Annotated in this window: 23 protein-coding genes; 16 read left to right on the top strand and 7 right to left on the bottom strand. The window is 38.9% G+C overall.

From position 1 onward, the window contains the following. The first annotated feature begins 134 nt into the window (after positions 1-134). The 6 genes from R9C00_24190 (at position 135) to R9C00_24165 (ending at position 5,208) form a co-directional block, all read left to right on the top strand. Positions 135-710, top strand: coding sequence for a hypothetical protein (locus tag R9C00_24190; GenBank protein WPO34802.1), 576 nt, complete (start codon positions 135-137; stop codon positions 708-710). Positions 711-767: 57 nt separating this feature from the next. Then, positions 768-1,412 (top strand): thiamine phosphate synthase, encoded by a 645-nt coding sequence (gene thiE, locus R9C00_24185; GenBank protein ID WPO34801.1) that lies wholly within the window; start codon positions 768-770, stop codon positions 1,410-1,412. Between the two features lie 208 nt (positions 1,413-1,620). Next, entirely contained in the window at positions 1,621-2,298 is a 678-nt protein-coding gene (locus R9C00_24180) for an ATP-dependent Clp protease proteolytic subunit (protein WPO34800.1), read from the top strand. 125 nt (positions 2,299-2,423) lie between these two features. After that, the gene (gene clpX, locus R9C00_24175; protein ID WPO34799.1) at positions 2,424-3,650 is read left to right on the top strand and encodes an ATP-dependent Clp protease ATP-binding subunit ClpX; all 1,227 of its coding nucleotides are present in this window, start codon (positions 2,424-2,426) and stop codon (positions 3,648-3,650) included. A 62-nt stretch (positions 3,651-3,712) separates the two neighbouring features. Beyond that, positions 3,713-4,039 carry a YbaB/EbfC family nucleoid-associated protein gene (locus R9C00_24170; GenBank protein WPO34798.1) on the top strand — a complete coding sequence of 109 codons (327 nt, stop codon included), beginning with the start codon at positions 3,713-3,715 and terminating at the stop codon, positions 4,037-4,039. A gap of 149 nt (positions 4,040-4,188) precedes the next feature. Next, positions 4,189-5,208 (top strand): glycosyltransferase family 2 protein, encoded by a 1,020-nt coding sequence (locus tag R9C00_24165; protein ID WPO34797.1) that lies wholly within the window; start codon positions 4,189-4,191, stop codon positions 5,206-5,208. Here the strand turns inward: R9C00_24165 and R9C00_24160 are convergent. Beyond that, the gene (locus tag R9C00_24160; protein WPO34796.1) at positions 5,205-5,423 is read right to left on the bottom strand and encodes a PspC family transcriptional regulator; all 219 of its coding nucleotides are present in this window, start codon (positions 5,421-5,423) and stop codon (positions 5,205-5,207) included. The two genes, R9C00_24165 and R9C00_24160, sit on opposite strands and share 4 nt — an antisense overlap. Before the next feature lie 593 nt (positions 5,424-6,016). Between R9C00_24160 and R9C00_24155 the strand changes: the two genes are divergently transcribed. Together R9C00_24155 and R9C00_24150 are read left to right on the top strand one after the other, a co-directional pair. Continuing rightward, the gene (locus R9C00_24155) at positions 6,017-7,759 is read left to right on the top strand and encodes a hypothetical protein (GenBank protein ID WPO34795.1); all 1,743 of its coding nucleotides are present in this window, start codon (positions 6,017-6,019) and stop codon (positions 7,757-7,759) included. A 135-nt stretch (positions 7,760-7,894) separates the two neighbouring features. Then, positions 7,895-8,875 (top strand): pyruvate dehydrogenase complex E1 component subunit beta, encoded by a 981-nt coding sequence (locus R9C00_24150; GenBank protein WPO34794.1) that lies wholly within the window; start codon positions 7,895-7,897, stop codon positions 8,873-8,875. Positions 8,876-8,932: 57 nt separating this feature from the next. Here the strand turns inward: R9C00_24150 and R9C00_24145 are convergent, their stop codons facing one another. Continuing rightward, positions 8,933-9,589 (bottom strand): ABC transporter ATP-binding protein, encoded by a 657-nt coding sequence (locus R9C00_24145; protein ID WPO34793.1) that lies wholly within the window; start codon positions 9,587-9,589, stop codon positions 8,933-8,935. Positions 9,590-10,032: 443 nt separating this feature from the next. On the opposite strand from R9C00_24145, the gene R9C00_24140 reads away from it, so the two are divergent. The 4 genes from R9C00_24140 (at position 10,033) to asnS (ending at position 14,947) form a co-directional block, all read left to right on the top strand. After that, positions 10,033-11,184: a hypothetical protein gene (locus tag R9C00_24140; GenBank protein WPO34792.1), complete on the top strand. Its 1,152-nt coding sequence runs from the start codon at positions 10,033-10,035 to the stop codon at positions 11,182-11,184. Between the two features lie 88 nt (positions 11,185-11,272). Then, entirely contained in the window at positions 11,273-12,388 is a 1,116-nt protein-coding gene (locus R9C00_24135) for a complex I subunit 1 family protein (GenBank protein ID WPO34791.1), read from the top strand. A gap of 228 nt (positions 12,389-12,616) precedes the next feature. Next, positions 12,617-13,348 carry a hypothetical protein gene (locus R9C00_24130; protein ID WPO34790.1) on the top strand — a complete coding sequence of 244 codons (732 nt, stop codon included), beginning with the start codon at positions 12,617-12,619 and terminating at the stop codon, positions 13,346-13,348. Positions 13,349-13,516: 168 nt separating this feature from the next. Next, positions 13,517-14,947: an asparagine--tRNA ligase gene (gene asnS / locus R9C00_24125; GenBank protein WPO34789.1), complete on the top strand. Its 1,431-nt coding sequence runs from the start codon at positions 13,517-13,519 to the stop codon at positions 14,945-14,947. A gap of 80 nt (positions 14,948-15,027) precedes the next feature. Here the strand turns inward: asnS and R9C00_24120 are convergent, their stop codons facing one another. Both R9C00_24120 and R9C00_24115 read right to left on the bottom strand, forming a co-directional pair. Further along, positions 15,028-15,621 carry a non-canonical purine NTP diphosphatase gene (locus tag R9C00_24120; GenBank protein WPO34788.1) on the bottom strand — a complete coding sequence of 198 codons (594 nt, stop codon included), beginning with the start codon at positions 15,619-15,621 and terminating at the stop codon, positions 15,028-15,030. Positions 15,622-15,812: 191 nt separating this feature from the next. Beyond that, entirely contained in the window at positions 15,813-16,283 is a 471-nt protein-coding gene (locus R9C00_24115) for a DUF1456 family protein (protein ID WPO34787.1), read from the bottom strand. A 186-nt stretch (positions 16,284-16,469) separates the two neighbouring features. Here R9C00_24115 and R9C00_24110 point away from each other — a divergent pair, with 186 nt between their 5' ends. From R9C00_24110 to R9C00_24095, 4 genes are all read left to right on the top strand, one after another. Beyond that, a complete protein-coding gene (locus R9C00_24110; GenBank protein WPO34786.1) occupies positions 16,470-17,372 on the top strand; it encodes an aldo/keto reductase in 903 nt (300 codons plus the stop codon). A 740-nt stretch (positions 17,373-18,112) separates the two neighbouring features. Further along, entirely contained in the window at positions 18,113-19,390 is a 1,278-nt protein-coding gene (locus R9C00_24105) for a porin (GenBank protein WPO34785.1), read from the top strand. Positions 19,391-19,436: 46 nt separating this feature from the next. Further along, positions 19,437-20,633 carry a Na/Pi symporter gene (locus tag R9C00_24100; protein ID WPO34784.1) on the top strand — a complete coding sequence of 399 codons (1,197 nt, stop codon included), beginning with the start codon at positions 19,437-19,439 and terminating at the stop codon, positions 20,631-20,633. Between the two features lie 195 nt (positions 20,634-20,828). Beyond that, the gene (locus R9C00_24095) at positions 20,829-21,317 is read left to right on the top strand and encodes a hypothetical protein (protein WPO34783.1); all 489 of its coding nucleotides are present in this window, start codon (positions 20,829-20,831) and stop codon (positions 21,315-21,317) included. 81 nt (positions 21,318-21,398) lie between these two features. Here the strand turns inward: R9C00_24095 and R9C00_24090 are convergent, their stop codons facing one another. The 3 genes from R9C00_24090 to R9C00_24080 all read right to left on the bottom strand — a co-directional run bounded on the left by R9C00_24090 (position 21,399) and on the right by R9C00_24080 (position 26,044). Further along, positions 21,399-23,870, bottom strand: a complete 2,472-nt coding sequence (locus tag R9C00_24090) for a TonB-dependent receptor (protein WPO34782.1) — start codon at positions 23,868-23,870, stop codon at positions 21,399-21,401. A gap of 213 nt (positions 23,871-24,083) precedes the next feature. Further along, positions 24,084-25,349 (bottom strand): HAMP domain-containing sensor histidine kinase, encoded by a 1,266-nt coding sequence (locus R9C00_24085; protein ID WPO34781.1) that lies wholly within the window; start codon positions 25,347-25,349, stop codon positions 24,084-24,086. Between the two features lie 11 nt (positions 25,350-25,360). After that, positions 25,361-26,044 carry a response regulator transcription factor gene (locus tag R9C00_24080; GenBank protein WPO34780.1) on the bottom strand — a complete coding sequence of 228 codons (684 nt, stop codon included), beginning with the start codon at positions 26,042-26,044 and terminating at the stop codon, positions 25,361-25,363. Positions 26,045-26,181 lie beyond the last annotated feature (137 nt).

The raw sequence follows: 26,181 nt of genomic DNA, 5'->3' as shown, positions 1-26,181 counted from the left end.
TCCCCAACTCAATTATTGGGTAACAAAACCCGCTCTGCTATTTATAAATTCAAAATTAAGATATTGGGTTTGCCTTTTTAAAGAAATACAGCATACTTTGCCAATCTCGTACCACTTAATATTATATTCAAAACATGAAACTGAAACTCATTTTTATACTTGCAATTGGGCTATTGGTTGGAAATGTTGCAATGGCACAAGTTCCATTTCCATCTGAGCAAGACTCAACAAAAGAAGGCGTAACCGAAGAAGATGTGAGGCGAACATCTAATAAACCACCGTTGAAAGACCGTATTTATATAGGAGGGAATTTAGGCCTGTCATTTGGTACTATCACTTACATAGATGTATCGCCATTAGTGGGTTACAGAATTACTCCCGAGTTTTCTGCTGGAGCGGGGTTTAGCTACCGGTATTATGAAGACAATAGGTATAATTCGGGCTACAATATTGTGGGACCAAGGGCTTTTGCCAGATATGTAATAGCTGATATGTTTTTCCCCTATGTAGAATATGAATCACTTTATGTGAAGTTCGATAATTCGGATACAAAAACGTGGTACGATGCTTTGTTTTTAGGAGCTGGGCTTATGCAGCCAGTGGGAAAGAAAGGGCGGATAATGCTTACGGCTTTATACAATGTGAATTATAGCCAGACCCACTCACTTTATTCGAGCCCGTGGCAATACCGAGTTGGTTTTGTATTTTAAAGCATCCTTTTTTTACTCTTTCCCAATAGCTTCAAGAGTTAAATCCGATTTTTTCACATGATGAAAGGAATATATTTAGTAGTGAACGAAGCGCTTTGCCTAGGCAAGCCAATAGAAAAAGTAGTGGCAGAAGCGTTGGAAGGGGGCGGCTTGGCAGCTGTTCAGCTTTGGGAACCAACTTTTGATACCAAGGATTTGGTAGAAGCAGCTTTAAAGCTAAAAGTGGTTTTGGAAGGATCGGGCATTCCATTTTTGATTTACGATAGGGTAGATGTTGCCCTTGCCGTAGGGGCAGATGGCGTGCACTTGGGCATTGAAAGTATGCCATATGCTTATGCAAGAAAGATTTTGGGCAAAGATGCGATTATAGGTCTATCGAACTTGAGCTGGGAAAATTTGGAGTTTGCCCAAAACTCAGATGCTGATTATTTGAGCGTGGGACCAATTTTCCCTACCGATTCTATTGAGACAAGCCGAGAGCCTTGGGGGCTGGAAGAGCTTCGCAAAATAGTAGCCTATACCAACAAGCCCATTTTCCCAATAGGAGGAATGAATGAAACGACTATAGAAGATGTAGCAGGTACGGGGGCAAATGGAGTGGCATTGGTTTCAGCAGTTTGCTCTTCGGAAAATCCTTCCATTGCTGTAGCTCAGCTGAACAAACTTTTCTATGGGGTAAGCAAACAGGAACTTATTAAATAGGTTTTGAAGTAAGTAATAGCGAAGTGCCTATTTTTTGAACGAGATTTGTTTTTGAGGAAATGATTTGCTTTTTTCCATGGTTGATTAGTTAATCGCTGACTTTTTGGCAGACAAGCGATAAATTGCAACAATTTTGTAAACATAAAATAATAGTTTAACCAAAAAAATATACCTGCATTACATAAACAGGCTTATAAAAATAAAATCTATGAAAGATATAAGAAGCGAATTTAGAAACTACGCAGTGAAAGGGCAGGGGCTGAACGGTTTGGTAGTAGATCAATATATGGGCAATGTGGATAACATGACCAGAACGGTGATAGAAGAGAGAGAGAGAAGGTTTGCCGAAATTGATGTTTTTTCAAGGTTGATTGCAGATAGGATCATCTTTCTGGGAACTGGGGTAGATGATTATATCTCAAATATCATTATCGCTCAATTGCTTTTTTTGGAGTCTCTTGATGCCAAAAAGGATATTTTAATGTATATTAATAGCCCAGGTGGCAGCGTGTATGCAGGTTTGGGCATTTACGATACCATGCAATATGTTCGTCCTGATGTAGCAACAATCTGTACTGGGCTTGCTGCTTCTATGGGAGCTGTGTTGCTTACTGCTGGTCAGGCTGGAAAAAGGTCTGCCTTGCCACATTCAAGGGTGATGATTCACCAACCGCTAGGTGGTGCTGGAGGTCAAGCTTCCGACGTGGAGATCACTGCTAGAGAGATCATGAAGCTCAAAAAAGAGCTGTATGATATCATAGCGAAGCATACAGGTCAGTCTTACGAAAAAATCTATGATGATTCTGATCGTGATTACTGGATGATTGCTGCCGAAGCTAAAGAATATGGAATTATTGATGAAGTATTGGAACACCATGTATCTTAATTTTGAGTATAATATATTATACAATCAATCCTAGTTGTTGATGTTTCCTTGGTTGGCGGGATGTAAATCCCGCCAACCAAGGATTGTTTTTTTTAATTAGCACAACGTGCTTAAATAGTTTTTAGATGAAAGATATTGTTTGTTCATTTTGTGGGGCAAAGAAAGATCAGGTAGAACTGATGGTGTCAGGTTTGAATGCTCATATATGTAATAAATGTATAGAGCAGACTTGGCGAATTTTGAACGAGGAAAGGAAGCCGAGGCAAGCAGGAAGCCCAGTTTTCAAGTTGATCAAGCCGGTTGACATGAAGAAAAGGCTGGATGAATATGTGATCGGGCAAGAAAAGGCGAAAAAAGTGCTTTCGGTGGCGGTTTATAACCACTACAAGCGACTCATGCAGGACGATGGGAAAGATAATGTGAACATCGAAAAGTCAAATATTATATTGGTAGGAGAGACAGGAACGGGGAAAACCTTGTTGGCGAAAACCCTTGCCAAGCAACTTCAAGTTCCTTTCTGTATTGCCGATGCTACGGTGATTACCGAGGCGGGCTATGTGGGCGAAGATGTGGAAACTATTTTGACCAGATTGCTCCAAGCAGCCGATTATGACCAAGAAGCTGCCGAAAGGGGCATCGTTTATATTGACGAAATTGACAAAATAGCACGTAAGTCTGACAATCCTTCCATTACTCGCGACGTAAGTGGCGAAGGTGTTCAGCAAGCGTTATTGAAATTATTAGAAGGTTCGGTGGTGAACGTTCCACCTCAAGGTGGTCGTAAGCACCCTGAGCAGAAAATGATAGCGATCAATACGGAGAATGTATTGTTTATATGTGGTGGTGCTTTCGACGGAATTCAAGATAGGATTTCTTCTAGGCTAAACACTAGGCCAATCGGTTTTTCAGGAGATGCCAATGCGCTGGCAGAGCTTGAAAAGCAAGACTTGCTTCAATACATCACCGCTCAAGACTTGAAAGCTTTTGGGTTGATTCCCGAACTGATAGGTAGGCTTCCTGTTGTTGCCCACCTCGACCCGCTCAAGAAAGATGCATTGAGAAGAATCCTTACCGAGCCCAAAAACTCGATCACTAAACAGTATAAAAAGCTGTTTGAGATGGAGGATGTTAAGTTGTCTTTTACTGACGGAGCGCTAGACTATGTGGTTGAAAAAGCCATGGAATATAGTTTGGGTGCTAGGGGTTTGAGGTCTATTTGTGAAGCTATTATGCTAGAACCTATGTTTGAAATGCCTTCTAATGTGAGGGTAAAAGAGCTGGTGATAGACAGAGAGTTTGCTGCCAAAAACTTTGAGCGTTCTGCTCAGGCAAAGAACTTAAAAGTTGCCTAACTTAGAAGCTGTTTGGAAACATAGCTTCAAATTCATTATTTAACTACTAAAAAAGAGTACCTATGGATATGATGGACATGATGGGGAAGCTGAAAGATGTTCAAGCTAAACTAAAAGAAGCCCAATCAAACCTCGTAAATGTGACTACTACTGCAGAGTCTGGTGCAGGTATGGTAAAAGCTACGGTGAATGGACTGAAGCAAGTGGTTGAGCTGGAATTAGACGATTCCCTTCTTACTAAAGATGACAAAGATATGCTCCAAGATTTGATTATAGCGGCGGTGAACAAAGCTATGACCGATGTGGACGATAAAGCAAAAGAGGAAATGAAGAAATCAACCCAAGGGTTTATACCAAATATCCCCGGTTTCGATTTCGGAAACCTTTAATTGTTAGCAAGTTTTTAGTAAAGCATCCTGCCTAAAATAATTATGGGTAGGATGCTTTTTTTTAATAGCGAAACCCTCATTGTTTTAGAGAAGAAACTGTATTTTTGATTTCACTTTTTACAAAACCAGTTTTAAACAACCACATCCTTTTGGGCAGATTTCAAGATATTTCCGTCGTTATCCTCAACTACAACACCAAGCAGTATCTTGAGCAGTTTTTGCCCTTGGTAAAAGCCTATAGTGAGGATGCCAAAATAGTAGTGGCGGACAATTGTTCGGATGATGGTTCAGCTGCTTTTATCGAGACCCACCACCCCGATGTTCAACTCGTCAATAACCCTGAAAACCTAGGTTTTTGTGCAGGGTACAATTACTCCCTATCTCTTCTGGAAAACAAGTATTTTTTACTCCTCAATTCCGACATTGAGGTTACGCCAAACTGGCTAGAACCTATGTACGAGCTGATGGAAAGTGACGAAACGATTGCTTGTTGCCAACCGAAAATAAAATCGTATTCGGAGAAAGAAAAATTTGAGTATGCCGGGGCTGCTGGTGGGATGATCGATTTCTTGGGATATCCATTTAGCAGAGGAAGGGTGTTTGACGAATTGGAGGTAGATAAAGGTCAGTACGAGGGTTCTGCTGATATTTTTTGGGCTACGGGCGCTAGTTTGCTCATCAGGGCTGATTTGTTCAAATCGTTTAAAGGGTTTGATGAATTCTTTTTTGCCCATATGGAGGAAATAGACTTGTGCTGGAGGTTGAAAAATGCGGGTTATAGGGTGTGCTATACTTCCAAAAGTGAGGTGTTTCATATTGGTGGTGGGACGCTTAGCAAGTCGAGTCCGCGGAAGACCTTTTTCAATTTTCGGAATGCTTTGGTGATTTTGGTGAAAAATCTACCATTTTTTAGGCTAGTGCCTATTATGTTTATTCGGCTAGTTCTTGATGGCGTAGCAGGGCTTCGGTTCCTGATGCTGGGTGAAGGAAAGCATTGCTGGGCAATTGCAAAGGCGCACCTTTCTATTTACAAAAATATTTTTTTGCTACTACAGAAAAGAAAGATGGTAGAAGGGAAAAAGAGTTTTTTAACGTTTCAAGAAGTCTGCAAAAAAAGTATTGTGTGGCAGCATTTTGTATTGGGAAAAAAAACATATAGAGACTTCTAGATCAGGTCTTTGATCATGGCGCGGCGACGCATATATTTTTGGATATTGAGCCAAAAGGCGAGGGCGAGGTAAACAATAACAGGTGATCCGAAGGTAAGAAAAGAGGTATAAATAAAATACATTCTAATTACACCACTGGAGATTCCAACCGTTTCACCAATAACACTACAGACGCCAAATGCACGCTTTTCGAGAAAAAATTGAAGCTTTTTCATTTTAAATAACATTTGTATCAATTGAATTTAGAAATTTTTAAACCGTTTCAATTATTACGGTTTCCTATGAATGCTAGTTCCCTCCTTTAAGATTTATTATATATACTCTTTTATCTCTCGTGGGGTAAACTGCTCTGCGACACAAGCTGCAAGTTTTGCCTAAGTAGTATATTTTGGGTAGAAATTATAGATCAGGCAAACAATCCATATCTTTTATTTGTACTGACCTAGACTTTTATTAAATTTAATTCTTCTTTAAAAGCTGTATTGTTTTTTGTGAGGTAGTATTTTTTATTCGCAATGCTCGCTATTCCTATTGTTAGAAACAATAAGTGAGGTATAAAGTTTAATGGGTGTTAACAATAACTTTATGCTACTTACTGATGATGTGAAGAATTATTATTAGCTTCACGCCTAAAATTAAAGCAGTCTTTTAAAGCTGAGATTTTGGAATAATGATCTTATCAAGATATTTTTGTGTTTATCGAAGATATTAATCTATTTTAAATATTATGAATATGTACAAACGGGCGTTATCATTTATTTTACTATCAGCTACACTATTTTTTGCAAGCTGTGATTCATTGACACCAATGCTTAAAAAAGCGGGTGGTGGTCAATTTGTTGTAAAACCTTCTCCAGTAGAATTACACGGAGACTCGGTTGCATTTGTAGCTTCTGCTACATTGCCAGAAAATGTTCTTAAGCCAAAGATCATGTATGAAGTAGAGATGTTCTATGCTACTCCAGACAATGAGCCTTTGTCTCTTGGCAAAATGGAATTTGATGGGGATGCTTTAGCCAAAAACCCAGCTCCATCTGCAGAGCAGTATTTCGGCTTTATTTACGATGAGAAATACAAGGAAGGTAATGTTGCTTTCATAGGAAGAGCTTACAAAAAAACTAAGCCAGAGAAAGTAAAAGCGAGCGAGTTGACTCCATTCCCTCCAGTAGGTGATGCAGCAAAAGGAGTAATTACTACTTCTTTGTTGGTTCAAGCTCCTCTGTTGGCTAACTATGCTCCTCACGGTTATGACAACTCTGAAGAGTATATCCCAACTAACGTTGACTTCTTCTTCTTGCAAGGTCGTTCAGATCTTCGCTACAGCGAAAGAAGAGGCGAAAGAGGTAAAGAATTGGACTCTTATGTTCAAGCTAACAAACCTGTTCGCACAATTAATGTATCAGGTATGCACTCTCCTGAAGGCCCTACTGACGTAAACAGCAAACTTGCTAACGAAAGAGCTGCTGTAGTTGAGGATTTCTACAAGAAACTTGCTAAAAAACACGATTACGAAGATGCTGTTGATAGTATCAACTTCCAATTGAAGCCAGTAGTAGAAGATTGGTCTACTTTCAAAGCTGCTCTTAGTGCTTACGATAGATTGACTGATGCTCAAAAAAGCGAAGTTCTTGATATCTTGAACGGTCCTGGTGATTTCGTTTCTAAAGAATTGAAATTGCAAACACTTTCTTTCTACAAAATGATCTTCAGAGATGTTTATCCTCCATTGAGAGCTGCTAAAGCTGAGATCCTTGAGATCAAAGACAAGCCAACTGATGCTGAGATCATGGTACGTGCAAAGAAAATTGCTAACGGTGACGAAACTGAAGAGCTTAACGCACTTCAAATGAGCTACGCTGCTTCTATGACTCCTGATTTGGCTGAGAAAGAAAAAATCTATCAGTCTGCTATCAAAATGAGCGACAGCTATGCTGCATACAACAACCTTGGTGCTGTTTATATGGAAATGGCTGCTAACGCTAGCAGCGAAAGCAAAAAAACAAAACTTATCAAGGATGCTGCTTCTAACTTCAAGCTTAGCCTTCAAAAGCAAGAGTCTACTGAGGCTTATGCTAACTTGGCGAGTGCTCAACTATTGTTAGATGAAAAAGACGAAGCGTTCTCTACTATCGGTAAAGTATCAGGAGCTTCTTCTCCAGAACTTGCTGCTTCAATTAGTGCTTTGAAAGGTTATGTAAACATCACAAAAGCTAGCTACGCTTCTGCGATCAGCGATCTTGAAAAAGGTGGAAACAGCTCAGAAACTCTTTACAACAAAGGTTTGGCTATCTTGTTGAAAGCTAGCAAAGAGATGGATGCTGATTCTTATCCTAAAGCAATGAGTGCTTTTGAAGATGCAATCGCTGCTGACAGCAAAAACGCTTTGGCTTACTACGGTGCTGCTATAACTGCTGCAAGAGTAGGCGATGCTGAAAAATTGACTTCTAATCTTGCTAAAGCTATTGAGGCTGATGGAAGCTTGAAGGAAATGGCTGTTAAAGATCTTGAGTTTATTAAGTTCCAATCTGCAGTAGCTGAAGCTACCAAATAAGGGATTTGATAAAAAAATTATAAATTTTCAGAGCCTGCTTTAACAAAATAAAGCAGGCTTTGTTTTTTTTGTAATAAATTTGCAGCGTTAATAAATTTTTAAATAGCTGACGCCAACGATATATACTAAGTACAAATGAGAGAAATTCAATTTAGAGAAGCGCTCAGAGAAGCAATGTCTGAGGAAATGCGCAGAGACAAGAATGTCTTTTTGATGGGTGAAGAGGTTGCTGAATACAATGGAGCTTATAAGGTGAGCCAAGGCATGCTCGATGAGTTTGGTCCTGAAAGAGTTATTGATACGCCAATTGCAGAGTTAGGTTTTGGAGGGATAGGAGTTGGTGCAGCAATGAACGATCTTAGGCCTGTTATTGAGTTCATGACGTTTAACTTTTCGCTTGTAGCTATTGACCAAATCATCAATGGCGCAGCTAAAATGAAGTCAATGTCTGGCGGGCAATTTAATATTCCTATAGTATTTAGAGGTCCAACAGGTAACGCAGGTATGTTGGGTGCACAGCACTCTCAGAACTTCGAAAACTGGTATGCTAATACACCTGGTTTGAAAGTAGTAGTTGCTTCTACTCCTTACAATGCCAAAGGGCTTTTGAAATCTGCTATTCGTGATAACGACCCGGTTATTTTCATGGAGTCGGAAGTGATGTACGGCGATAAGGGAGAGGTTCCTGAGAGTGAATATTTAATTCCAATAGGTAAAGCTGACCTTGTACAAGAAGGAACAGATGTTACTATGATTTCTTATGGTAAGCTTTTGAAAGTTGCCAAGGAAGCTGCTGCTGAGCTTGCAAAAGATAATATTTCGGTAGAGCTGATCGACTTGCAGTCGGTAAGACCAATTGATTACCCAGCTATTTTGGAATCTGTGAAGAAAACAAATAGGTTGGTGATAGTGGAAGAATCTTGGCCATTGGCTTCTATTGCCTCTGAGATCTCTTACCATGTTCAAAAATATGCTTTTGATTATTTGGATGCTCCAGTTATCAAAATCAACAACTTGGATGTTCCTTTGCCATATGCGCCTACGCTTATCGAGGCTGCATTACCAAACGTAAAAAGGACTATAGAGGCAGTGAAATCTGTAATGTACGTGAAGTAATTAGGTTTTACCTATTCTTATATAAAGTGAGCTTGCCAGTTTTGGCAAGCTCTTTTTTTATTCTACTACCATTACACCATCTTTTATTTCCAACATCCTATTTGCCATTTGGGCAAAAGAAGAATTGTGGGTCACTATTACAAAAGTTTGCCCCAGCTCGTCCCGTAGTTTGAAGAACAAGTTGTGGAGTTCATCTGCATTTTTAGAGTCGAGGTTGCCACTTGGCTCATCTGCAAATACAATAGAGGGGTTATTGACCAATGATCTTGCTACGGCAGCTCTTTGCTGTTCTCCACCCGACATCTGGGAAGGCTTATGCCCTTCGCGCGAGGAGATGTTTAGCAGTTTCAATAATTCTTTCCCTCTTTTTTCCACCTCTGTTTTATCTTTTCCGCTGATGTAGCCAGGTAGGCAGACATTTTCGAGTGCGGTGAATTCAGGTAAGAGGTTGTGGAATTGAAACACAAAACCAATACGTTGGTTTCGGTACTGCGCCAGTTCATTTCCCGAAAGGGAAAATACGTCTGTATCGGCAATGCTCATTTTGCCTGTATCGGGAGTGTCCAATGTTCCTAAAATATGGAGCAAGGTGCTTTTTCCAGCTCCAGAGGCGCCTACTATTGATACAACCTCAGATTTTTTTACATGGATATCAATCCCTTTTAAAACAGGCAGTTCTCCGTACTGCTTTGTGAGCCCAACAGCTTTTAACATTTTATAAGTGTATGTGATGTAAGCACTAGTGCTATTTTTTTGAAATTAAATTTTACTTTACAAACCAATGTCTTACGGCTAAATAGGTGCATTTGGTTTTGAGGCATTATTGATTGCCTTTAAAATTCACGAAATTAACATGGTCAGGTGAAAAATGTTAGTTGAATACTGAAAATACCGACGATTGTTTTTATACTTGACCAAGTCAATTGGTTTGTATCCAAGTCAAGTCCCCTTATGTTAATTTATCAATTGTGAATCTGCTAGTTTAATGATTATCCATTAATTATGGAAATGAAACAAGCTCAAAGCTGGTAATAGATTTAGGATTAAAAGAGCTAAAGAAGCGACTTGTTTGAGCGCAAAACGATATTGATTTTTTACTTCTTATGTGAAAGAGAAATAGGAAGGTAGATACAAATAGCAGAAGAAGTCCTTCAATTATGCAAAATCGAAAAGTTAATCTGAGGACGCTCACAGAAGAGCAGTTGCAAGAGTACATTAAGGCGAATGTGGGAATTTATGACGAGTACTTCGATAAAGACTTTCTGAAAGAGCTTTACAAGCATGTGATGGACTTGATTTTGCGTGTTTATTTCCGTCCAGAGTTTATTGGTTTTGATACTTTTCCTAAAAGAAATAGGGTAGACTGCCCCTTGATTTTTGCTAGTAACCATTCTGGTATGGCTTTCCCTTGGGATGGGATTGTAATGGCTGCAGCTTTTTTTCATATTGCTGGTTATGGCGAAAATGCTTGTCGCCCACTTACTTCGCCTATGCTCTCACAAACGGCATTGATGAACCCCTTTCTAACTAAAAACCTATGGAAAAGGGTAGGAAGTATAGATGCCACCACACTCAATTTTGAAACAATGATGCAGCAAACGGATTATAACTTGCTCATCTACCCAGAAGGGGTGCCAGGCATTGGGAAAGGGTTCGATAAAAAATATCAATTGCAGCGTTTTTCAACCTCTTCGCTGCGGATGAGCTTGAAATATAAAACGGATATCATCCCCGTAGCGACGGTTAATGGAGAGTATATCAACCCTCTCCATTATAGTAATGCTTTCATAAATAAGCTTATCAATAAAATTGGTATCCCATTTTTGCCTCTTGGTTATCTTACAATTATACTTTTGTTGCAGCCTTGGCTTTTTTATTTTGCCATGCCTGCAAAGTTGATTTATGTGCGAGGTAAAAGAATCAAGCCATATAAGATGCTTCAAAAGCCATTTGAAGAAGTAACAAGGGAAGATTTAGAAATGCTTCGTGATAAGGTTCAGTCTATAATGCAAGCGCAATTGGATACGGCTGTAAAAGAGTATGGACAAAAGCATTATAAGCTCAGAGAGCTTGTAAAAAAAGCTTGGGTCAATTTACAGTACTTTCCCTACTATCTCCCCTTTGGCTGGCCTTTACTTTTCTCCGATTTTATGAGACAGTACAAGAAAAATGGAGCTGGTAAAGTTAAAATGAAACTAGGTTTCCTTTCCGTGTTCAGAATTTTTTTACAAAACCCATTCTTGCTTACTTATTTCATCCCTGTAGTTGGGTGGATCCCAATGCTCATTAAAGGCTATAGGGGTAAATAAAGCTTGAAATGGAAAAAAAATTGTAATATTGCTGCTTGTCTGAAGTAGGTATTTCCTTCCTAGTCTGGGAAGGATAAAAAAATCTCCAATGGTTATAGCATTTTTGTTCTTTTTACCCTTTATTCTGACCTATACCGTATTTGTAGTGTATGCAGAGAGGAAAGTTTCTGCATTTATGCAAGATAGGTTAGGTCCTATGGAAACTGGCAAATATGGATTGATCCAGACTGTGGCAGATTTGCTAAAATTGCTTCAAAAAGAAGATGTAATACCAAAGTCGGCAGATAAGCTTTTGTTTGCTTTGGCACCCATTGTCATCTTTACATCTATTTTCGCAGGTTTTGCTGTAATGCCGGTCAATATGAACGTAGTTGGGTCTGATGCTCCCATAGGTGTGTTTTACCTCATGGCTATCATTTCATTGGATGTAATAGGCGTATTAATGGCAGGCTGGGCATCTAACAACAAGTATTCGCTTTTTGGAGCAATGCGTTCTGTAGCTCAAATTGTTTCATATGAGATTCCACTAGGCTTGTCGGTCTTGGCTGTGGTAATGATCAGCCAAACACTCAACTTGCAAGAAATGTGTTTTCAGCAGGGAGTTTGGTTTGGAAGTTATGAAAATGCAACAGCTACAGGAGATGCACAAAACTACTTGTTCGGAATAAAAAGCTTAGGTATAGAGACTACTGTTTGGGGAGGTTTTTTCACATGGAATATATTCCGTGCTCCTCATATGATTTTTGTGTTCATCATTTTTTTTATTTCTTCTTTGGCTGAGGCTAACCGAGCACCTTTCGATTTGCCAGAATCGGAGTCAGAGCTGATAGGAGGGTATCATACTGAGTACTCTGGTTTTAAATGGGCACTTTTTATGTTGTCCGAATATGCAGTGATGCTACTGGTAAGCCTTTTGGCTGCCGTGCTATTTTTTGGAGGCTGGAATACTCCACTACCAAATATAGGGGAGTGGAAGCTGGCAGAACTCACAAGTGGAGAACCAGGCTCTATAATAAGTAATATTTGGGGCGTTTTCTGGTTATTTACAAAAGCTTTTGGATTAATTTTCTTGCAGATGTGGGCAAGATGGACTTACCCAAGACTTCGGGTTGACCAGCTTATGTCATTGTGTTGGAAGTATTTGATACCAATTTCACTAGTTATGATTATCGCAAGTGCGGTGTGGAGGTTGTTTATGATATAAATTAAGATTTATTTGCACCTTACAAACTTTTATGACGTTATATTTGTAAAAAAAGGAGACCTTTTATAACATAATTGCGAAACTTCATGTATTTTTAAGCATATAAAACAATAGCAATTTTTGCTTTCTCTCCTACGTTCACTAACAAACTACCATTCCTACAATACCATAATTTCCTTAATAATCCACAAGTTTTTTACGTAATGTTTACCTATTCATTCAATACGGATGAGGATATTATTATTAGTAACTGGATTTTTATGGGCATGGTCAGGTTTTTTGGGAGTTGATTTCTCAAAGCCTACCAACACTGCAAGTAACTATAGTTTAGCTGAGAAAAGTCTGAAAATCACGAAAGAAGGCTTTAATAAAGAAAACCTTCTTTATAATTATCAGCTGAATATAAGCTACCCTGTAGTAAGAATTGATGAGCCTGATATCGACTATGAATTAAACATGGCGATTCAGGAAATCATGAGTGGAGCTATTTCTGATTTTCAAAGTAAAATATATACTGAGAAAGCGAACGAAAAAGAGGGCTATAGCTACCTCACACTCGATTATGATGTATGCAGGCAGTTAGAAACTGTGGTAAGTGTTAGGTTTGTTAAAATCACCCACTTTGTAGGCATCGACCATCCTTCTCTTTTATACCTTACCCTCAATTATGACCTTGAGAAAAAAGATTTTATTTTTCTGAAAGATATTTTCAAAGAAGGAATTGATTACAAAACCATTTTAATGGACAAGATCAATTCGAATCCTGATTATTGCAAAATCAAAAAAGCTAAGTTTTTAGGCAACTTCTGCATTGAAGACGAGCATTTGGTATTGACATTGAATAATTCAAATGGGAATCGTGAGGATTGCCCAGAATCTTTCAAGATCAAATGGAGCGACTTATCCGATATTTTAGATGAAAATGCTATTGGGGCGCATCTAAATACCCACACAAAATAGGATATGCTTTGATTAAAAAATAAAAAACAGTTTTTTTGTGAGATGCTTCCTTACCCTCGATTTTATCGAGGGTTTTATTTTTGTCAATAACCAAAAATAAAGCTTGGAAGAATATGACAAACTTGTAAAAAGATACTTTTTAACATCACATTAAAAAAACAGAGAGCAGTGGAAAGGACAAAGATTGGTTCACTATTAGAATCTGGAAAAATTGGAACAGAAGTGCTTGTGAAAGGGTGGGTAAAAACTTTCAGGAGCAATAGGTTTATACAATTAAATGATGGATCGAGTATCAATAATTTGCAAGTAGTAGTAGATTTTGAGCAATTCGATGATACTTTGCTAAAGAGGATTACCACCAGTGCTTGTATTATGGCAAAGGGAAAGTTGGTAGAATCAATGGGTAAAGGGCAAAAAGTCGAGCTCATTGCCGAGGATATTCATATTTATGGTGATTCAGACCCAAATGTTTATCCTTTGCAGCCTAAGCAGCATTCTTTGGAGTTTTTGAGGGAAAAAGCGCACTTGCGCTTCAGAACGAATACTATAAGCGCTGTGATGCGAATTAGGCATTCGTTAGCTTTTGCCATCCACAAATTTTTTAATGATAAGGGGTTTTATTATATGCACACGCCCATCATCACGGGATCGGATGCCGAGGGTGCAGGTGAAATGTTCAGGGTAAGTACTTTAGACCCTCAGAACCCGCCAACTACAGAGGAAGGAGAGGTAGATTATAAAGAAGATTTCTTTGGAAAAGAGACCAACCTTACCGTTTCTGGGCAACTGGAAGCTGAAGTAGGCGCTATGGCTTTGGGCGAGGTCTATACTTTTGGACCTACATTTAGAGCGGAAAATTCAAACACGGCTAGGCACTTGGCTGAGTTCTGGATGATAGAGCCGGAAATGGCTTTTTACGAGCTGAAAGACAACATGGACTTAGCGGAAGAATTCTCAAAGTACCTTATTAAATATGCGCTGGATAACTGTGCCGACGATTTAGCTTTCCTCGATCAGCGAGCTGAGAAGGAAGAGAAAAGCAAGCCGCAAAATCAGCGGAGCGAAATGGGCTTGATAGAGCGCTTGAAGTTTGTTGTTGAAAATGATTTTGAGCGATTGACTTATACAGAGGCTGTTGAGGTTTTGGTGAATTCGAAGCCAAATAAGAAGAAGAAATTCCAATATCCTGTGGAGTGGGGGATTGACTTGCAGTCGGAGCATGAGCGCTACTTGGTAGAGAAACACTACAAAAAGCCAGTGATCTTGACTGATTATCCTAAAGACATTAAAGCTTTTTATATGAAGCAAAATGAGGATGGGAAAACAGTTGGTGCTATGGATGTTCTTTTCCCAGGCATAGGTGAGATAATTGGCGGTTCGCAGCGTGAGGAGAACTATGAAAAGCTCTCGAAAAGAATGGCGGAAATGGATGTGCCAGAAGAAGACTTGTGGTGGTTCTTGGAGTTGAGGAAGTTTGGTACTGCACCGCATAGCGGCTTTGGTATGGGCTTCGAGCGTATGGTATTATTCGTGACGGGTATGGGTAATATCAGAGACGTAATCCCATTTCCAAGAGCACCAAAAAGTGCAGAGTTTTAGAGGAGAAAATAAACTATTTATATGCAAAATCCCCACGTCTTACAGCATGGGGATTTTTTTGTTTCCTAAAAAGTAGATGTCTATTGCTCTAGGTCGGCAGTACTTTTTTCTAGGTAGTTCACCAGCTGCCTTATAGCTCTTCCTCGGTGGCTTACACTATTTTTTTCTTCCGTGCTCATTTGTGCAAAAGTACCTTCAAAACCATCAGGGGTGAAGATAGGATCATAGCCAAAACCACCATTCCCAATTCTTTCATGGGTGATGTGTCCGTTTACTATTCCTTCAAACTGGGTAAATTCTCCATCAATCACGAGCGTTACCACGGTACGGAACCTTGCTTTTCTGTCAGGCGTATTATGAAGCCTTTGGAGCAGTAAATCCATGTTCTTGTCATCATTTCTACTAGGGCCAGCATACCTGGCAGAAAAAACACCAGGGGCATTATTAAGCTCTCTCACTTCAAGTCCAGTATCGTCGGCGAAGCAGTCGATGCCAAAGTTTTTCCATACATATTCGGCTTTTTGCTTGGAGTTACCTTCCAATGTATCGGTAGTTTCGGGAAGCTCGTCTGTGCAACCAATATCATCTAGGCTCAATATTTCAAAACTATCTCCTAGAATTTTCTGAATTTCATCGATTTTGTGTCGATTGTTTGTTGCAAAGCAAATTTTCATTTTTGTAACATTTTAGGTGAAATCAAATTTTTTATAGCTATCGTCCACCCTTTTCAGGCAGGAGCTTTTTAGTTAGTAAGTTATTGGTTACCAAAGTTAAAACCTTAAAGGCTAAAAGCACAGGGCATTAGTCATGTTTGTTATAAGATTATGTAGTTTTTATTGGTTTGGTGCAATTATACTTAGTGTTACTAGGATGGGTTTGCTTCTCTATACTTGAGTTGCAAACCGTGCAAGAAGTTTCTAAGGACTTGGTCTTTACAAAGGCGATACTGGCTTTGGGTAGGTTTTCTGAAAAAGGCGCTAAGCTCGTGTTTGCCTAGTTTGAAATCGGCAAGGGAAAGAATTTCCAACATATCGTCGTCTCTCAAGTTTAAAGCAATTTTCAACTTTCTCAGGATAAGATTGTTGTTGAGGGTTTTCTCAGGTTTAGGCTGCTCCCCATCACGCTTGCCCCGTTTGTCATTTATCAGTCCGTTCAGGAAGATAGCCAAATCCTTATCATACAAAGCAACAAAGTCAGGATCTTCTTCTCTTTTCAGCCAGTTGCTCACTTCTTCCCTTGTAACTTGTTTATCAGCAAGGGCAAAAAGTGCAATCATTTTGGAGTCGCTAAAGTCAAAGGTGTAGCGGACACGTCGAAGAATATCATTGTTGTTCATATGGTATAAAAAGATTGTGAACTGCAAAAATAAGGAATAAGCAATCTAAAAGGGGGAAGCTTCCTGTTTTTTGAATAATGCCCTAAGTGTTAGCTTCAGAAGATGATTTGCCAAAGCGTTGGGCAAAGTCATTTGTATCACTATCTTGTGGCAGATACAGTTTTGCTAATTAACAGATTTGAAAACATGGAGAAAATAACCTTATCCGAAAACTTACATCTTTCTCGCATTGTGCTAGGTTTATGGCGCGTGACAGACTGGGGGATATCTCCCAAAGATTTATCTACTTATATCAATCAGGCTTTGGAAATGGGCGTAAGCTCTATGGACTTGGCTGACATATATGGGGACTATGAATGTGAGAATTTGTTTGGTGATGCCCTTAGCCACGATCCTAGCCTTAGGGACAAGCTAGAGGTGATTACTAAGTGTGGTATTAAGCTTACTTCAGGGAAATATCCTAAGCGAGAAATGAATCATTATGATACAAGCTACGCTCATATAATAGGTAGTGCCGAAGAATCCCTCAAAAAGCTCAAGACAGACCGGATCGACTTATTATTGATTCACCGACCAGACCCATTGATGGATCCTGCTGAAGTTGCAAAGGCCTTCGATGACCTATCGCAATCGGGTAAGGTGCTCAACTTTGGTGTGTCTAATTTCACTCCTATGCAGTACGAGATGCTTGCATGCCATTTTTCTGGAAAATTAGTTACCAACCAGGTCGAGATATCACCTTATTGCGTGGAACATTTCCAAAATGAAAACATTGAGTTTTTTCTTAAAGAAGGAATTAAGCCCATGGCTTGGTCACCGCTAGCAGGAGGGCAGATTTTTAAACCTAAAGATGCGAAGGGGATAAGGGTGAAAGCCCAGCTTGAACAAGTGGCAAAACAAGTAGAGGCTACAGGTATAGATGAAGTAGCTTATGCTTGGCTACTTATGCACCCGGCTAAGATAATGCCCATAGTAGGTTCGGGAAAATTGGAAAGGTTGAGAGTGGCGATAGAGGCAGAAAAATTAGAGTTGACCAGAGAAATGTGGTATAAAATATTGGTAGCAGCACAAGGTTTTCCAATGCCTTAACTGATTACCCCAGCGTAATTTATAAGCCAGAACATCTTTGTTCTGGTTTTTTTTGTTTTAAACCGAAGTTAACAGCCATTAGTGGCGTGTTTTTTTACATGTTATGTGTTTGGTTAGTTAATTTAATATGAATTAATATGTTTTAATATTAACCTAAATAAAATTTAATGTTAAAATTTAATATAGGATTTTGTATTTATTCACTGAAAAGTACAATTAATTTAATAAATAAAATTGTCAAATGTTTTTTTTAGTGTTTATGAAATTTCCAAAAAATGACTTTAAGATCATTTTAAACTGTTTTAGTGTAATATCGAATTTTGTTGATAATTCTTAGCGATGTTATTTTATAGATACTAACTATCAATAATCTTATTAATAATAGAATCTTTGTGATTAATTAGTTAACATAAAATTAAGATGTTTAATAGTTGCTTTTTAGAATAAACATGTTACATAACAAAGAATTTGATTTTTATTGATTATTTTGTTTTTTATACTTAAGGTTATTTAAAATTCTTTTATTATAATTTTTTAAGAATAATATTTTATATATTAATTTTATTTTAGATTTTTATTTTTGTTTATTTAGTTTTTTGTTGTAGATAAATATTGCTGGTGTTTCAAATACTTAACAATAGGTTCAATATATATTCAATTTTAGTTGAATTTTAAAACTGATCATTGCACCATTACTTAATGGTAAGTATGGTATAATTAAACATTCAGTTTACAATATAGTGAAGTTTTTAGCGGTCTTATTTTTTAATTTTGCAGCGTTTGGAGTTTTAGCTCAAACCGATTCTGTTGTTCAACAAACGGAAAGCTCAAGTCCACTATTAGGAGCATTATCTACCTCAAAAACTATTCATCCTACCGCAGCACTTGCTTTAAAGCCAGATTCGGCTACATCAGTAGAAAAGCGTTTTTTGCACAAGAATTCAGTTACGGGAAGGCAAATAGAGTTTATTGCTGGTAAATCGAAATCAGTAGTAAAATATGGGGCTAGGGTGCAAACTCGATTTGATGCCAAGCGGCTGATGAATGGCTCGGAAAACAATGGGTTTTCAAGGGATATGTATGTAAGGAGAGCTAGGGTGAAAGCCGATGGTTATTTGTTTAACCCTAGAGTAGGTTTCAAGTTTGAAGCGGATGTATTAGGAGGGCAGATATTAGATGCCGTATTGAAATACAATTTTATAGGGAATTTTACCCTATGGGCAGGGCAAACTAAATTGCCAGGGAATAGAGAAAGGGTGATTTCTTCTGCCAATCTACAATTGGTAGATAGATCATTGCTCAATAAGAAATATAATATAGATCGTGATTTAGGTTTACAGCTCCGCCACCATTTTAATATTGGCGAGTTTGTGGTAAGAGAAATTTTATCGGTATCGAGAGGGGAAGGGAAAAATTTCTCAAATAATAAAGAAGGTGTTTCCCACGAAGGGTATGGATACACAGGAAGGTTGGAATTTTTGCCTTTCGGAAAGTTCAGTGGCAAAGGAGATTATTCTGGCTCGGACCTAGCTCGTGAAAAAACGCCTAAGCTTTCAGTAGGTGTGAGTTTCGATTATAACGATAATGCGATTAGAGCTCAGGGGCAAAGAGGTGATTTGTTATCAAGACCTACAGACCTTTCTTCATGGTATGTAGATGCGATGTTCAAATATAATGGATTCTCTTTTATGGGAGAGTATACTACTAGAAGTACCTCTGAGGTGAGTCCTATTGTAAGCCAAACTTCTGATGGAGACTTGGAGACGTTTTATGTAGGAACAGGGCTTAATATGCAAGTTGGGTATTTGTTCAAGAATAATTGGGAAATAGCAGGTAGGTACACTTTTATAGACCCACAAGACGAGATAAGGAGTAATGAAATAACCGAATATACGCTAGGGCTTTCCAAGTATATTATAGGGCATAAGGTAAAAGCCCAAACTGATATTAGCTATCAAAAAGAAGAAGCGGAGCAAGAAGCACTGATATATAGGCTACAACTTGAACTTTCTTTCTAACAGCATTTAATAAAAAATCACCTAAAACAATTCAAATTTTAAAGTAATGGCAATTGCAGAATTAAAAAAAGCACCAAACGTGAACGAGATAATTAAGAGAGTTCTCATGGTGTTGTTAGTGCTATTTGTGTTTTTAGTTTCTCTTAGCCTAATGAGCGGAGGCTTTAAATTGTTGGGTAAAGGAGTCGCTGAAGAAATAATGCTAGCTACATCTAATCCATTTATAGGGCTTTTTGTAGGTCTTTTGGCTACAGCACTTGTGCAAAGTAGCTCTACTACTACTTCTATGATTGTTGCCATTGTTGCTTCTGGAGCAATTACGCTGGAAAATGCTGTCCCTATGATTATGGGTGCAAATATTGGCACTAGTGTAACAAGTACGATTGTAGCTTTAGGTCACCTTACCCGTAAGGCGGAAATAGGCAAAGCGATTTCGGCGGCTACGGTTCATGATTTTTTTAACCTTATCGTAGTTTTGGTTCTTTTCCCTCTCGAATATTTCTTTGGTTTTCTATCTACTATAGGTGGTACTATCGGAAGTTTCTTGTACAGTGGATCTGCTGATGAAGGTGTAAAAATGTTCAGCATCATGGGTGTTACTGTAAAGCCTACTGCCAAAGCTATTATTTCTTTGTTAGGTAGTAATGGCTGGCTTGTAATTGGTGTTTCTATCGTGATTTTATTCTTCTCATTGAGAAGCTTCACCGTATTGCTCAAAAAGCTTTTGATTGGCGATTCGCAGAAGAAAATGGAGCAGTATGTATTTAGTAAGCCATTACAATCCCTTTTGTGGGGTGCTGGCCTTACCGCTGCCGTACAATCTAGCTCAGTAACAACTTCGGTAACTGTACCATTGGTAGCTACAAACAAGCTAAGCCTTGAAAAAGCATTTCCTTTCCTAATGGGTGCAAATATTGGAACAACGGTAACTGCTTTGATAGCTGCTGCTTCACAGACTGAAGCAGCTCTTAGTATTGCTTTGTGCCACTTGTTGTTCAACCTTATTGGCGTAGTAATTTTATTCCCAATCCCTATTTTGAGGAAAATCCCAATATTCTTGGCAGAATCTTTAGGTAAAGCTACTGTGAAACATAGAATTACAGGATTTGCTTATGTGTTGGTTACCTTCTTTTTAGTACCGTTTGTACTGATCTACATTACAGCAAATAATGGTTCGGGCGATATTCCTGCACCAAAAGTGGAACAGGTTGAACAAGTACCGGTAAACCAAACCTCGAACTAGCAATAGTTAGTTTTTTAAGACAAGACCTAAAGCAGCCCCAAAAGGGCTGCTTTTTTTGTTAAGTAACTTAATTCTAGCCTTCTCAATATTGGTCATAGAATCAGAAGCGTTTGAAAATCATTCTTTCGGTTTTACCAAGGTCATATGCAGTTAATCTATTTATGACGACATTTGGGTTCAAACATTAAAATAAACATGAGTAATAAGGACTATTCAATTTTTACAAACAGATTATTTAACGGTGTTTTCTGGTTGGGTATTACCGTACAACTTCTTCCCATTGCCATGATCATTTATATGGAACTCTATCCCTTGGTTGTATTGTTTGGCTTTGCTTTATGTGTCAACCTGTATTTCTTTATTAATAGGGCAAAGCATTATTTGGTCGATTTGTCAAAGAAAGATGGGAAATGGAAGCTAGTGTATTATTCGTATAATACCTTGATGGAAAAAGAAATTGATGATAAAGACCTCCATGTAAGCTTCCGCATGGCTGCTGGGCGTGGCAGATTGTATAAGTTTGAGATAAAAGAAGGTTCCAAATTGGTTATGGCTCAATACCAAAGAGTAGGGGATTGGTCAAAAGGCAAATTGAATACCTTGTTTGAAAATATCAAAAATGTGTTGCCAAGCGAGCAAGTGAGTAACCGGCTGATAGTAAAAAGCATTTTTAGTAAAAAGTAGCGTAAAAAAAGAAACCCTGAGTATTTTGCCCAGGGTTTTGTTGTAGTGTTTTTTGTGGTTATAAATATATGTTGAGAAAGTTTAGAACATATCGCCTCCGTCACCGTCATATTCACGCCTACCGCCACCGCCTCGTTTTTTCTTTTGGTTTAGTCTGTATGAAAAACCAAATATCACTTGTCTAGATCTGCGTTGGAATTGGGTTTCCGTAAAGAAGCTCTCTCCAAAAGTCTCTGAACTATATTTTCGGGTGTTGAACACATCGCTTACCCTCAAGAAGGTGGTTGCTTTTCCCTTCATTACATCTTTACTAAAAGCAAGATCAAGGTAAGAATATGCCAAACGCTTTCCCTGTACGGTCTCTTGTGGAGCACGGTAGTTGAACATTACTTGGAAATCTAAGCTTTCGAACAGCGTCATTTTTGAGTTGGCACCAGCAGTCCAGGTATAAGAGTCTGCATAATATTCCTCCCCTAAGTTTCCTCCATCGGTAATGTTCCTAAAGAAATTGAAATTCGCATTTAGTTTCCACCATTTGGTAATGTTGGACGAAGTGACCAGTTCAGCTCCAAAGTTTTGGCCAGTAGCAAGGTTTTCGGGCCTGCTATAGGTTACACCATCTTCATCCACTTCGCTCACCCATTGGATCACACCAGTGGCATAACGGTAATAGATGCTAGAGCTTATAGATACATTTTCCCAATCTTTCAAATGCCCAATCTCATACGAGTCGGTAAATTCAGGATCTAGGTCTGGGTTTCCACTACGGATACTCCATGGATTGCTGTAGTTCCAAAATGGAGCCAGATACCTGAAACGTGGTCTGCGTAGCCTGCGACTATAGCTTAGTTGTACTTGGTTGCTCTTAGGCAAGCTGTACGACAAATGGCCACTTGGGAAGAAATTGGTATAGGTCTTTGTGTTGTAATCATCTGTACGGATGAGGTTGGTTGCTATTTCAGTGGTTTCTGCCCTCAATCCTATTTGGTAAGAAAGCTTCTTTATTTTATTCCCATAAATCCCATAGACTGCATGGATGTCTTCATTGTAAACAAATTCATTGCTTACACCATCTATCTCTCCCCAGCTACCATCTATGTTTTCTTCCACAATATAGTCATTGCTGATCTCACGAATGCTTCCTTTGTACCCTGCCTCAAATATACCCGTCTCACCTATTTTCTGTTCATAATCGGCTTGGAATACCAAATTGCTCTGGCTTTCGTCATTTGTTGACCGTTGAAAAATAGGGTCTTCATCGCTAGCTATTAAATCGATTAGTGGTTTTTCTACGATATCGGAAAACTCATTTTCCCAATTGCTTGTGTATTGTACATTTGCAGTGAATTCCTTGCCCTTCGTATCAAAAGTTCTTCTATAGACCAATGAATAGTCTAAGTTATTGTCATCTGCTGTCTCATCACTATCTCTAATACTAGCGCTTGTAAGGTTACCACTATTGTCATAGTCATAGTAGTCAACATGTGAAAGAGAGTTTTGGTCTCCGAGTTTGTAAAGGAAAGAGCCTGTTAGCGTATTTTTAGAATCAATATTATAGTCCGCACCAAAACGGAAAGTATGAGAAAGTTCATTACGAGAAAAATCACTCAGTTGGTCTAGGCGAGAAGTCAACTCTCCGTTCTCATCAAAAAGAGACCTTTTTGTGTAACCAGAGCCCGGGCTTTCCCTATACCTGATACCATATAGTCCAAAGAAGTTTAGCTTTTCTCTTCTGTAGTTCATATTGATAGAGGCATTATGGTTATGCGGAATACCAAGGTTCATATCAAACGTGCCGTTCACTCCATTTTTCTTGTCTTTTTTCAATACGATATTGATAATTCCACCCATGCCTTCTGCATCGTACCTTGCCGAGGGATTGGTTACCACTTCTACTTTGTCAATAAGGTTGGAAGGGATGTTTTGAAGCCCGCTTGATCCGTCGATACCAATCAGACCTGATTGCTGTCCATCTATCAAGATCCGAACATTGCTACTTCCTCTTAGCTCTACATTCCCTTCTACATCTACCGTGACAGATGGAATGTTATCAAGTAAATCTGCAGCCGTTCCGCCTATGTTCGAAACGTCTTGCCCGGCATTAAACACCTTCTTGTCCATTTCTATTTGCATCAGCCCCTTTTTCGCCACTACTTCCACTTCACTCAACATTTCTGCTGACTCCGAAAGGCTTATTTCCCCAAGGTTTGCTATTTTTTTACCTTGACCAACGGTTACGTTACTTATTTCAAGGTCTTCAAAAGACACAAAGCTTACTTTTACCTTGTAAGTACCTAAAGGCACTATAACCTTAAATTTCCCCTTTTCATTGGTGATGGAGCCACCCATGAGCGAGTTGTCACTTGGGTTGAATACGGAAACCGTGGCAAATTCGATGGGTTCTTTGGTTTCTGAGTCGATCACTTGACCCACTATCATTGTTTCGGCATCTTGTGAAGCTGCCCCTCCTCCGTGTTTCACTTGGGCAATGGACATGGTAGTTAATGCAATAACGAAGCCTACTACTAGTAGATAGTTGCGTAATTGTTTCATGTTAATCGTTTGGGTTAATGTAAAAAAAGGTATGGGTATTTGTTGTATATGCTGGAAACAGTACCAACATTCTAGGCTTACTATTATGTATGTACATAAGTCTAGTTTATTTATGCTTCAAAACTAGTAGCCAATTTTGTAGAGAATCTGAAGTTGGGGGCTTCGGTTATTGTTTTTCGCTCAAAAGCAGTTTTAAGCATCCAAACGACAGGGTTATTCTGGTTTCACGAAATTGATTTGTAGTTCGTGGAGACCATTTCTGAAGAAATAATGAACACCATAATGGTTCTGATCGCAGATTTTTTTGACAATAGATAGCCCAAGTCCAAAAGAGTTTTGGCTTTGGTTGTTCTTTTTAAATCGCTCAAACATTTGTTCGAGGGGAAGCGTGGGGACTTCTCCTGTATTTTTTATCACCAAGGAATTAGCATCAAGAGCTATGTCTATTTTCCCATTTTCTATATTGTGCCTTATCGCATTTTGGAGGAGGTTGGATATCACAATATTTACTTCCATCGGGTTGATAAACAGCCGTACATCTGGGGCAAGGTTTTTAGAGACCGTAATGTTTTTTAGCTCTGTCAGTTCTTTAAAATTATAAATAGAGTCTTCTAGCAGTAGAGTAAAATCCAGTTCTTCTTTTTTGGCAAATTCTTGGTTTTCTATTTTGGTAAGAAGCGCTAAGGTTCTGCCTAATTTTGAAAGTTTGCCGACAGCATCAAAAGCAGAGCCAACCAACTTAGCCTGCCCATCGTCCAAGTTGGGCGACTCTAGCAGAAGTTCCATTTTTCCCTTGGCTATGGCCAAAGGTGTTTGCATTTCATGAGAGGCATTTTCCGAAAACTCTTTTAGGGTTTTGTAATCATGCCGAATCTTATCGGTCATGCTTTTGATAAAAGAATTTAGTACATTAAACTCTTTTATTTTCGATTTTACAGGCTCAAATGCCTTGTTTTCTTGTATTTTAAAATTTTCTATTCGCTCTAGTGTGGTTTCAAAAGGGCGGAGAAGGATTTTGGAGACGAGCAAACTAGATGCTACCAATACCACTGCAAGCAAAATAAAAAGCGTAGCTAGAGAGAAAAATGTCCCTTCAAAAATATCGTCTTCTTCAATAATCACATCTGTGATCACGATGCGGTAATACTGGTCGCCCACTTGCCTAATTGCCGTCATTTTGCGGTGAGGCTCCAAGCGTTTTATCCAGCGGTGCTCCATTAGCGTGTCTACAAAAACAGGTCTTTGCTTTTCGTATTCCCCCTCTAGTTCTTCTATATGGATTTTATAGTTGGCAATTTGTTCGGCATCCACGCCTTTTTTCAACCCCTCTTCTATAAACTTCATTTGCTCCCAAATGAAGAAGTCCGTCTCCCTGTCTAGGTCCGATTTGAGCACGTAAAAAGTAGTAAAAAACCCTACCCCAAACACCACAAGGGAAATACCCAGAAAATAGATAGTTGTTTTTACGAGTAACCTCATGTATGAAATGTTTATGAAACCGAAGTATTGAACCTGTAGCCTACGCCATAAATGGTGGTAATGTAATCTCGGCTACCCGCAGCTGTTATTTTCCGGCGGAGATTTTTGATGTGTTGGTAGATAAAATCAAAGGAGTCGTACAAGTCCACATGGTCGCCCCAGAGGTGTTCGGCTATCGATTGCTTCGTAAGTGCCCTGTCTTTGTTGGCCAAAAAGTAAATCAACAGTTCGTATTCTTTTTTGGTGAGCACCAAGGACTTTTCCAAAACCTGTACTTCAAAAGTATCTACATTAATGCTGATCTCGTTGAAAATAATTTCGTTTTTCCCACCAAAGTTTCGGCGCCGATAGATTGATTTGAGGCGGGCATTTAGCTCAGAAAGGTGGAAAGGCTTGGTAATGTAGTCATCTGCACCGAGGTTGAGCCCGTCCAGCTTATCGTCCAGAGAATCCTTTGCAGAGACAACCAACACACCGGTTTCGTGCATTACTTTTTTTATGTGGGTAAGAATATCCAGCCCGCTTCCGTCAGGCAGCATGATATCAAGCACCACCAAGTCATAAACAAAAGCTCCCAATGCCTCCATAGCATCGCTCTTGCTGTATGCGGTGGTACAGACTGCCCCTTCCTGTTCCATGTAGTTTTGGACGGTTTCGGATAGCTCGTAGTTGTCTTCTACTATTAAAATCTTCATTGCGGCTAAGTTACCAATACATTCTGAAGAGATTTTGAAGAGAAAGTGGTTTGTGATGCTTTTTAGTCCAACCCATAGAAAAGCCTGAAACAACATTGATCCATCCAAAGCTATTTCAGGCTACAAAGAAGTGGTAT

This window comes from Flammeovirgaceae bacterium SG7u.111 (assembly GCA_034044135.1).
Classification (GTDB): Bacteria; Bacteroidota; Bacteroidia; order Cytophagales; family Flammeovirgaceae.
The sequence above is the reverse complement of the archived record's forward strand: the minus strand, read 5'-3'. Positions and strand labels throughout refer to the sequence as shown.

Bases quoted from the DNA above. Each gene is read 5' to 3' on its own strand.
- R9C00_24135 (WPO34791.1), top strand. From the start codon at position 11,273: ATGGTTATAGCATTTTTGTTCTTTTTACCCTTTATTCTGACCTATACC.
- R9C00_24110 (WPO34786.1), top strand. From the start codon at position 16,470: ATGGAGAAAATAACCTTATCCGAAAACTTACATCTTTCTCGCATTGTG.
- R9C00_24140 (WPO34792.1), top strand. From the start codon at position 10,033: ATGCAAAATCGAAAAGTTAATCTGAGGACGCTCACAGAAGAGCAGTTG.
- R9C00_24160 (WPO34796.1), bottom strand. From the start codon at position 5,423: ATGAAAAAGCTTCAATTTTTTCTCGAAAAGCGTGCATTTGGCGTCTGT.
- clpX (WPO34799.1), top strand. From the start codon at position 2,424: ATGAAAGATATTGTTTGTTCATTTTGTGGGGCAAAGAAAGATCAGGTA.
- R9C00_24145 (WPO34793.1), bottom strand. From the start codon at position 9,589: ATGTTAAAAGCTGTTGGGCTCACAAAGCAGTACGGAGAACTGCCTGTT.
- R9C00_24095 (WPO34783.1), top strand. From the start codon at position 20,829: ATGAGTAATAAGGACTATTCAATTTTTACAAACAGATTATTTAACGGT.
- R9C00_24080 (WPO34780.1), bottom strand. From the start codon at position 26,044: ATGAAGATTTTAATAGTAGAAGACAACTACGAGCTATCCGAAACCGTC.
- R9C00_24100 (WPO34784.1), top strand. From the start codon at position 19,437: ATGGCAATTGCAGAATTAAAAAAAGCACCAAACGTGAACGAGATAATT.
- R9C00_24090 (WPO34782.1), bottom strand. From the start codon at position 23,870: ATGAAACAATTACGCAACTATCTACTAGTAGTAGGCTTCGTTATTGCA.
- R9C00_24170 (WPO34798.1), top strand. From the start codon at position 3,713: ATGGATATGATGGACATGATGGGGAAGCTGAAAGATGTTCAAGCTAAA.
- R9C00_24085 (WPO34781.1), bottom strand. From the start codon at position 25,349: ATGAGGTTACTCGTAAAAACAACTATCTATTTTCTGGGTATTTCCCTT.
- R9C00_24120 (WPO34788.1), bottom strand. From the start codon at position 15,621: ATGAAAATTTGCTTTGCAACAAACAATCGACACAAAATCGATGAAATT.
- R9C00_24115 (WPO34787.1), bottom strand. From the start codon at position 16,283: ATGAACAACAATGATATTCTTCGACGTGTCCGCTACACCTTTGACTTT.
- R9C00_24180 (WPO34800.1), top strand. From the start codon at position 1,621: ATGAAAGATATAAGAAGCGAATTTAGAAACTACGCAGTGAAAGGGCAG.
- R9C00_24190 (WPO34802.1), top strand. From the start codon at position 135: ATGAAACTGAAACTCATTTTTATACTTGCAATTGGGCTATTGGTTGGA.
- R9C00_24130 (WPO34790.1), top strand. From the start codon at position 12,617: ATGAGGATATTATTATTAGTAACTGGATTTTTATGGGCATGGTCAGGT.
- thiE (WPO34801.1), top strand. From the start codon at position 768: ATGATGAAAGGAATATATTTAGTAGTGAACGAAGCGCTTTGCCTAGGC.
- R9C00_24155 (WPO34795.1), top strand. From the start codon at position 6,017: ATGCTTAAAAAAGCGGGTGGTGGTCAATTTGTTGTAAAACCTTCTCCA.
- R9C00_24150 (WPO34794.1), top strand. From the start codon at position 7,895: ATGAGAGAAATTCAATTTAGAGAAGCGCTCAGAGAAGCAATGTCTGAG.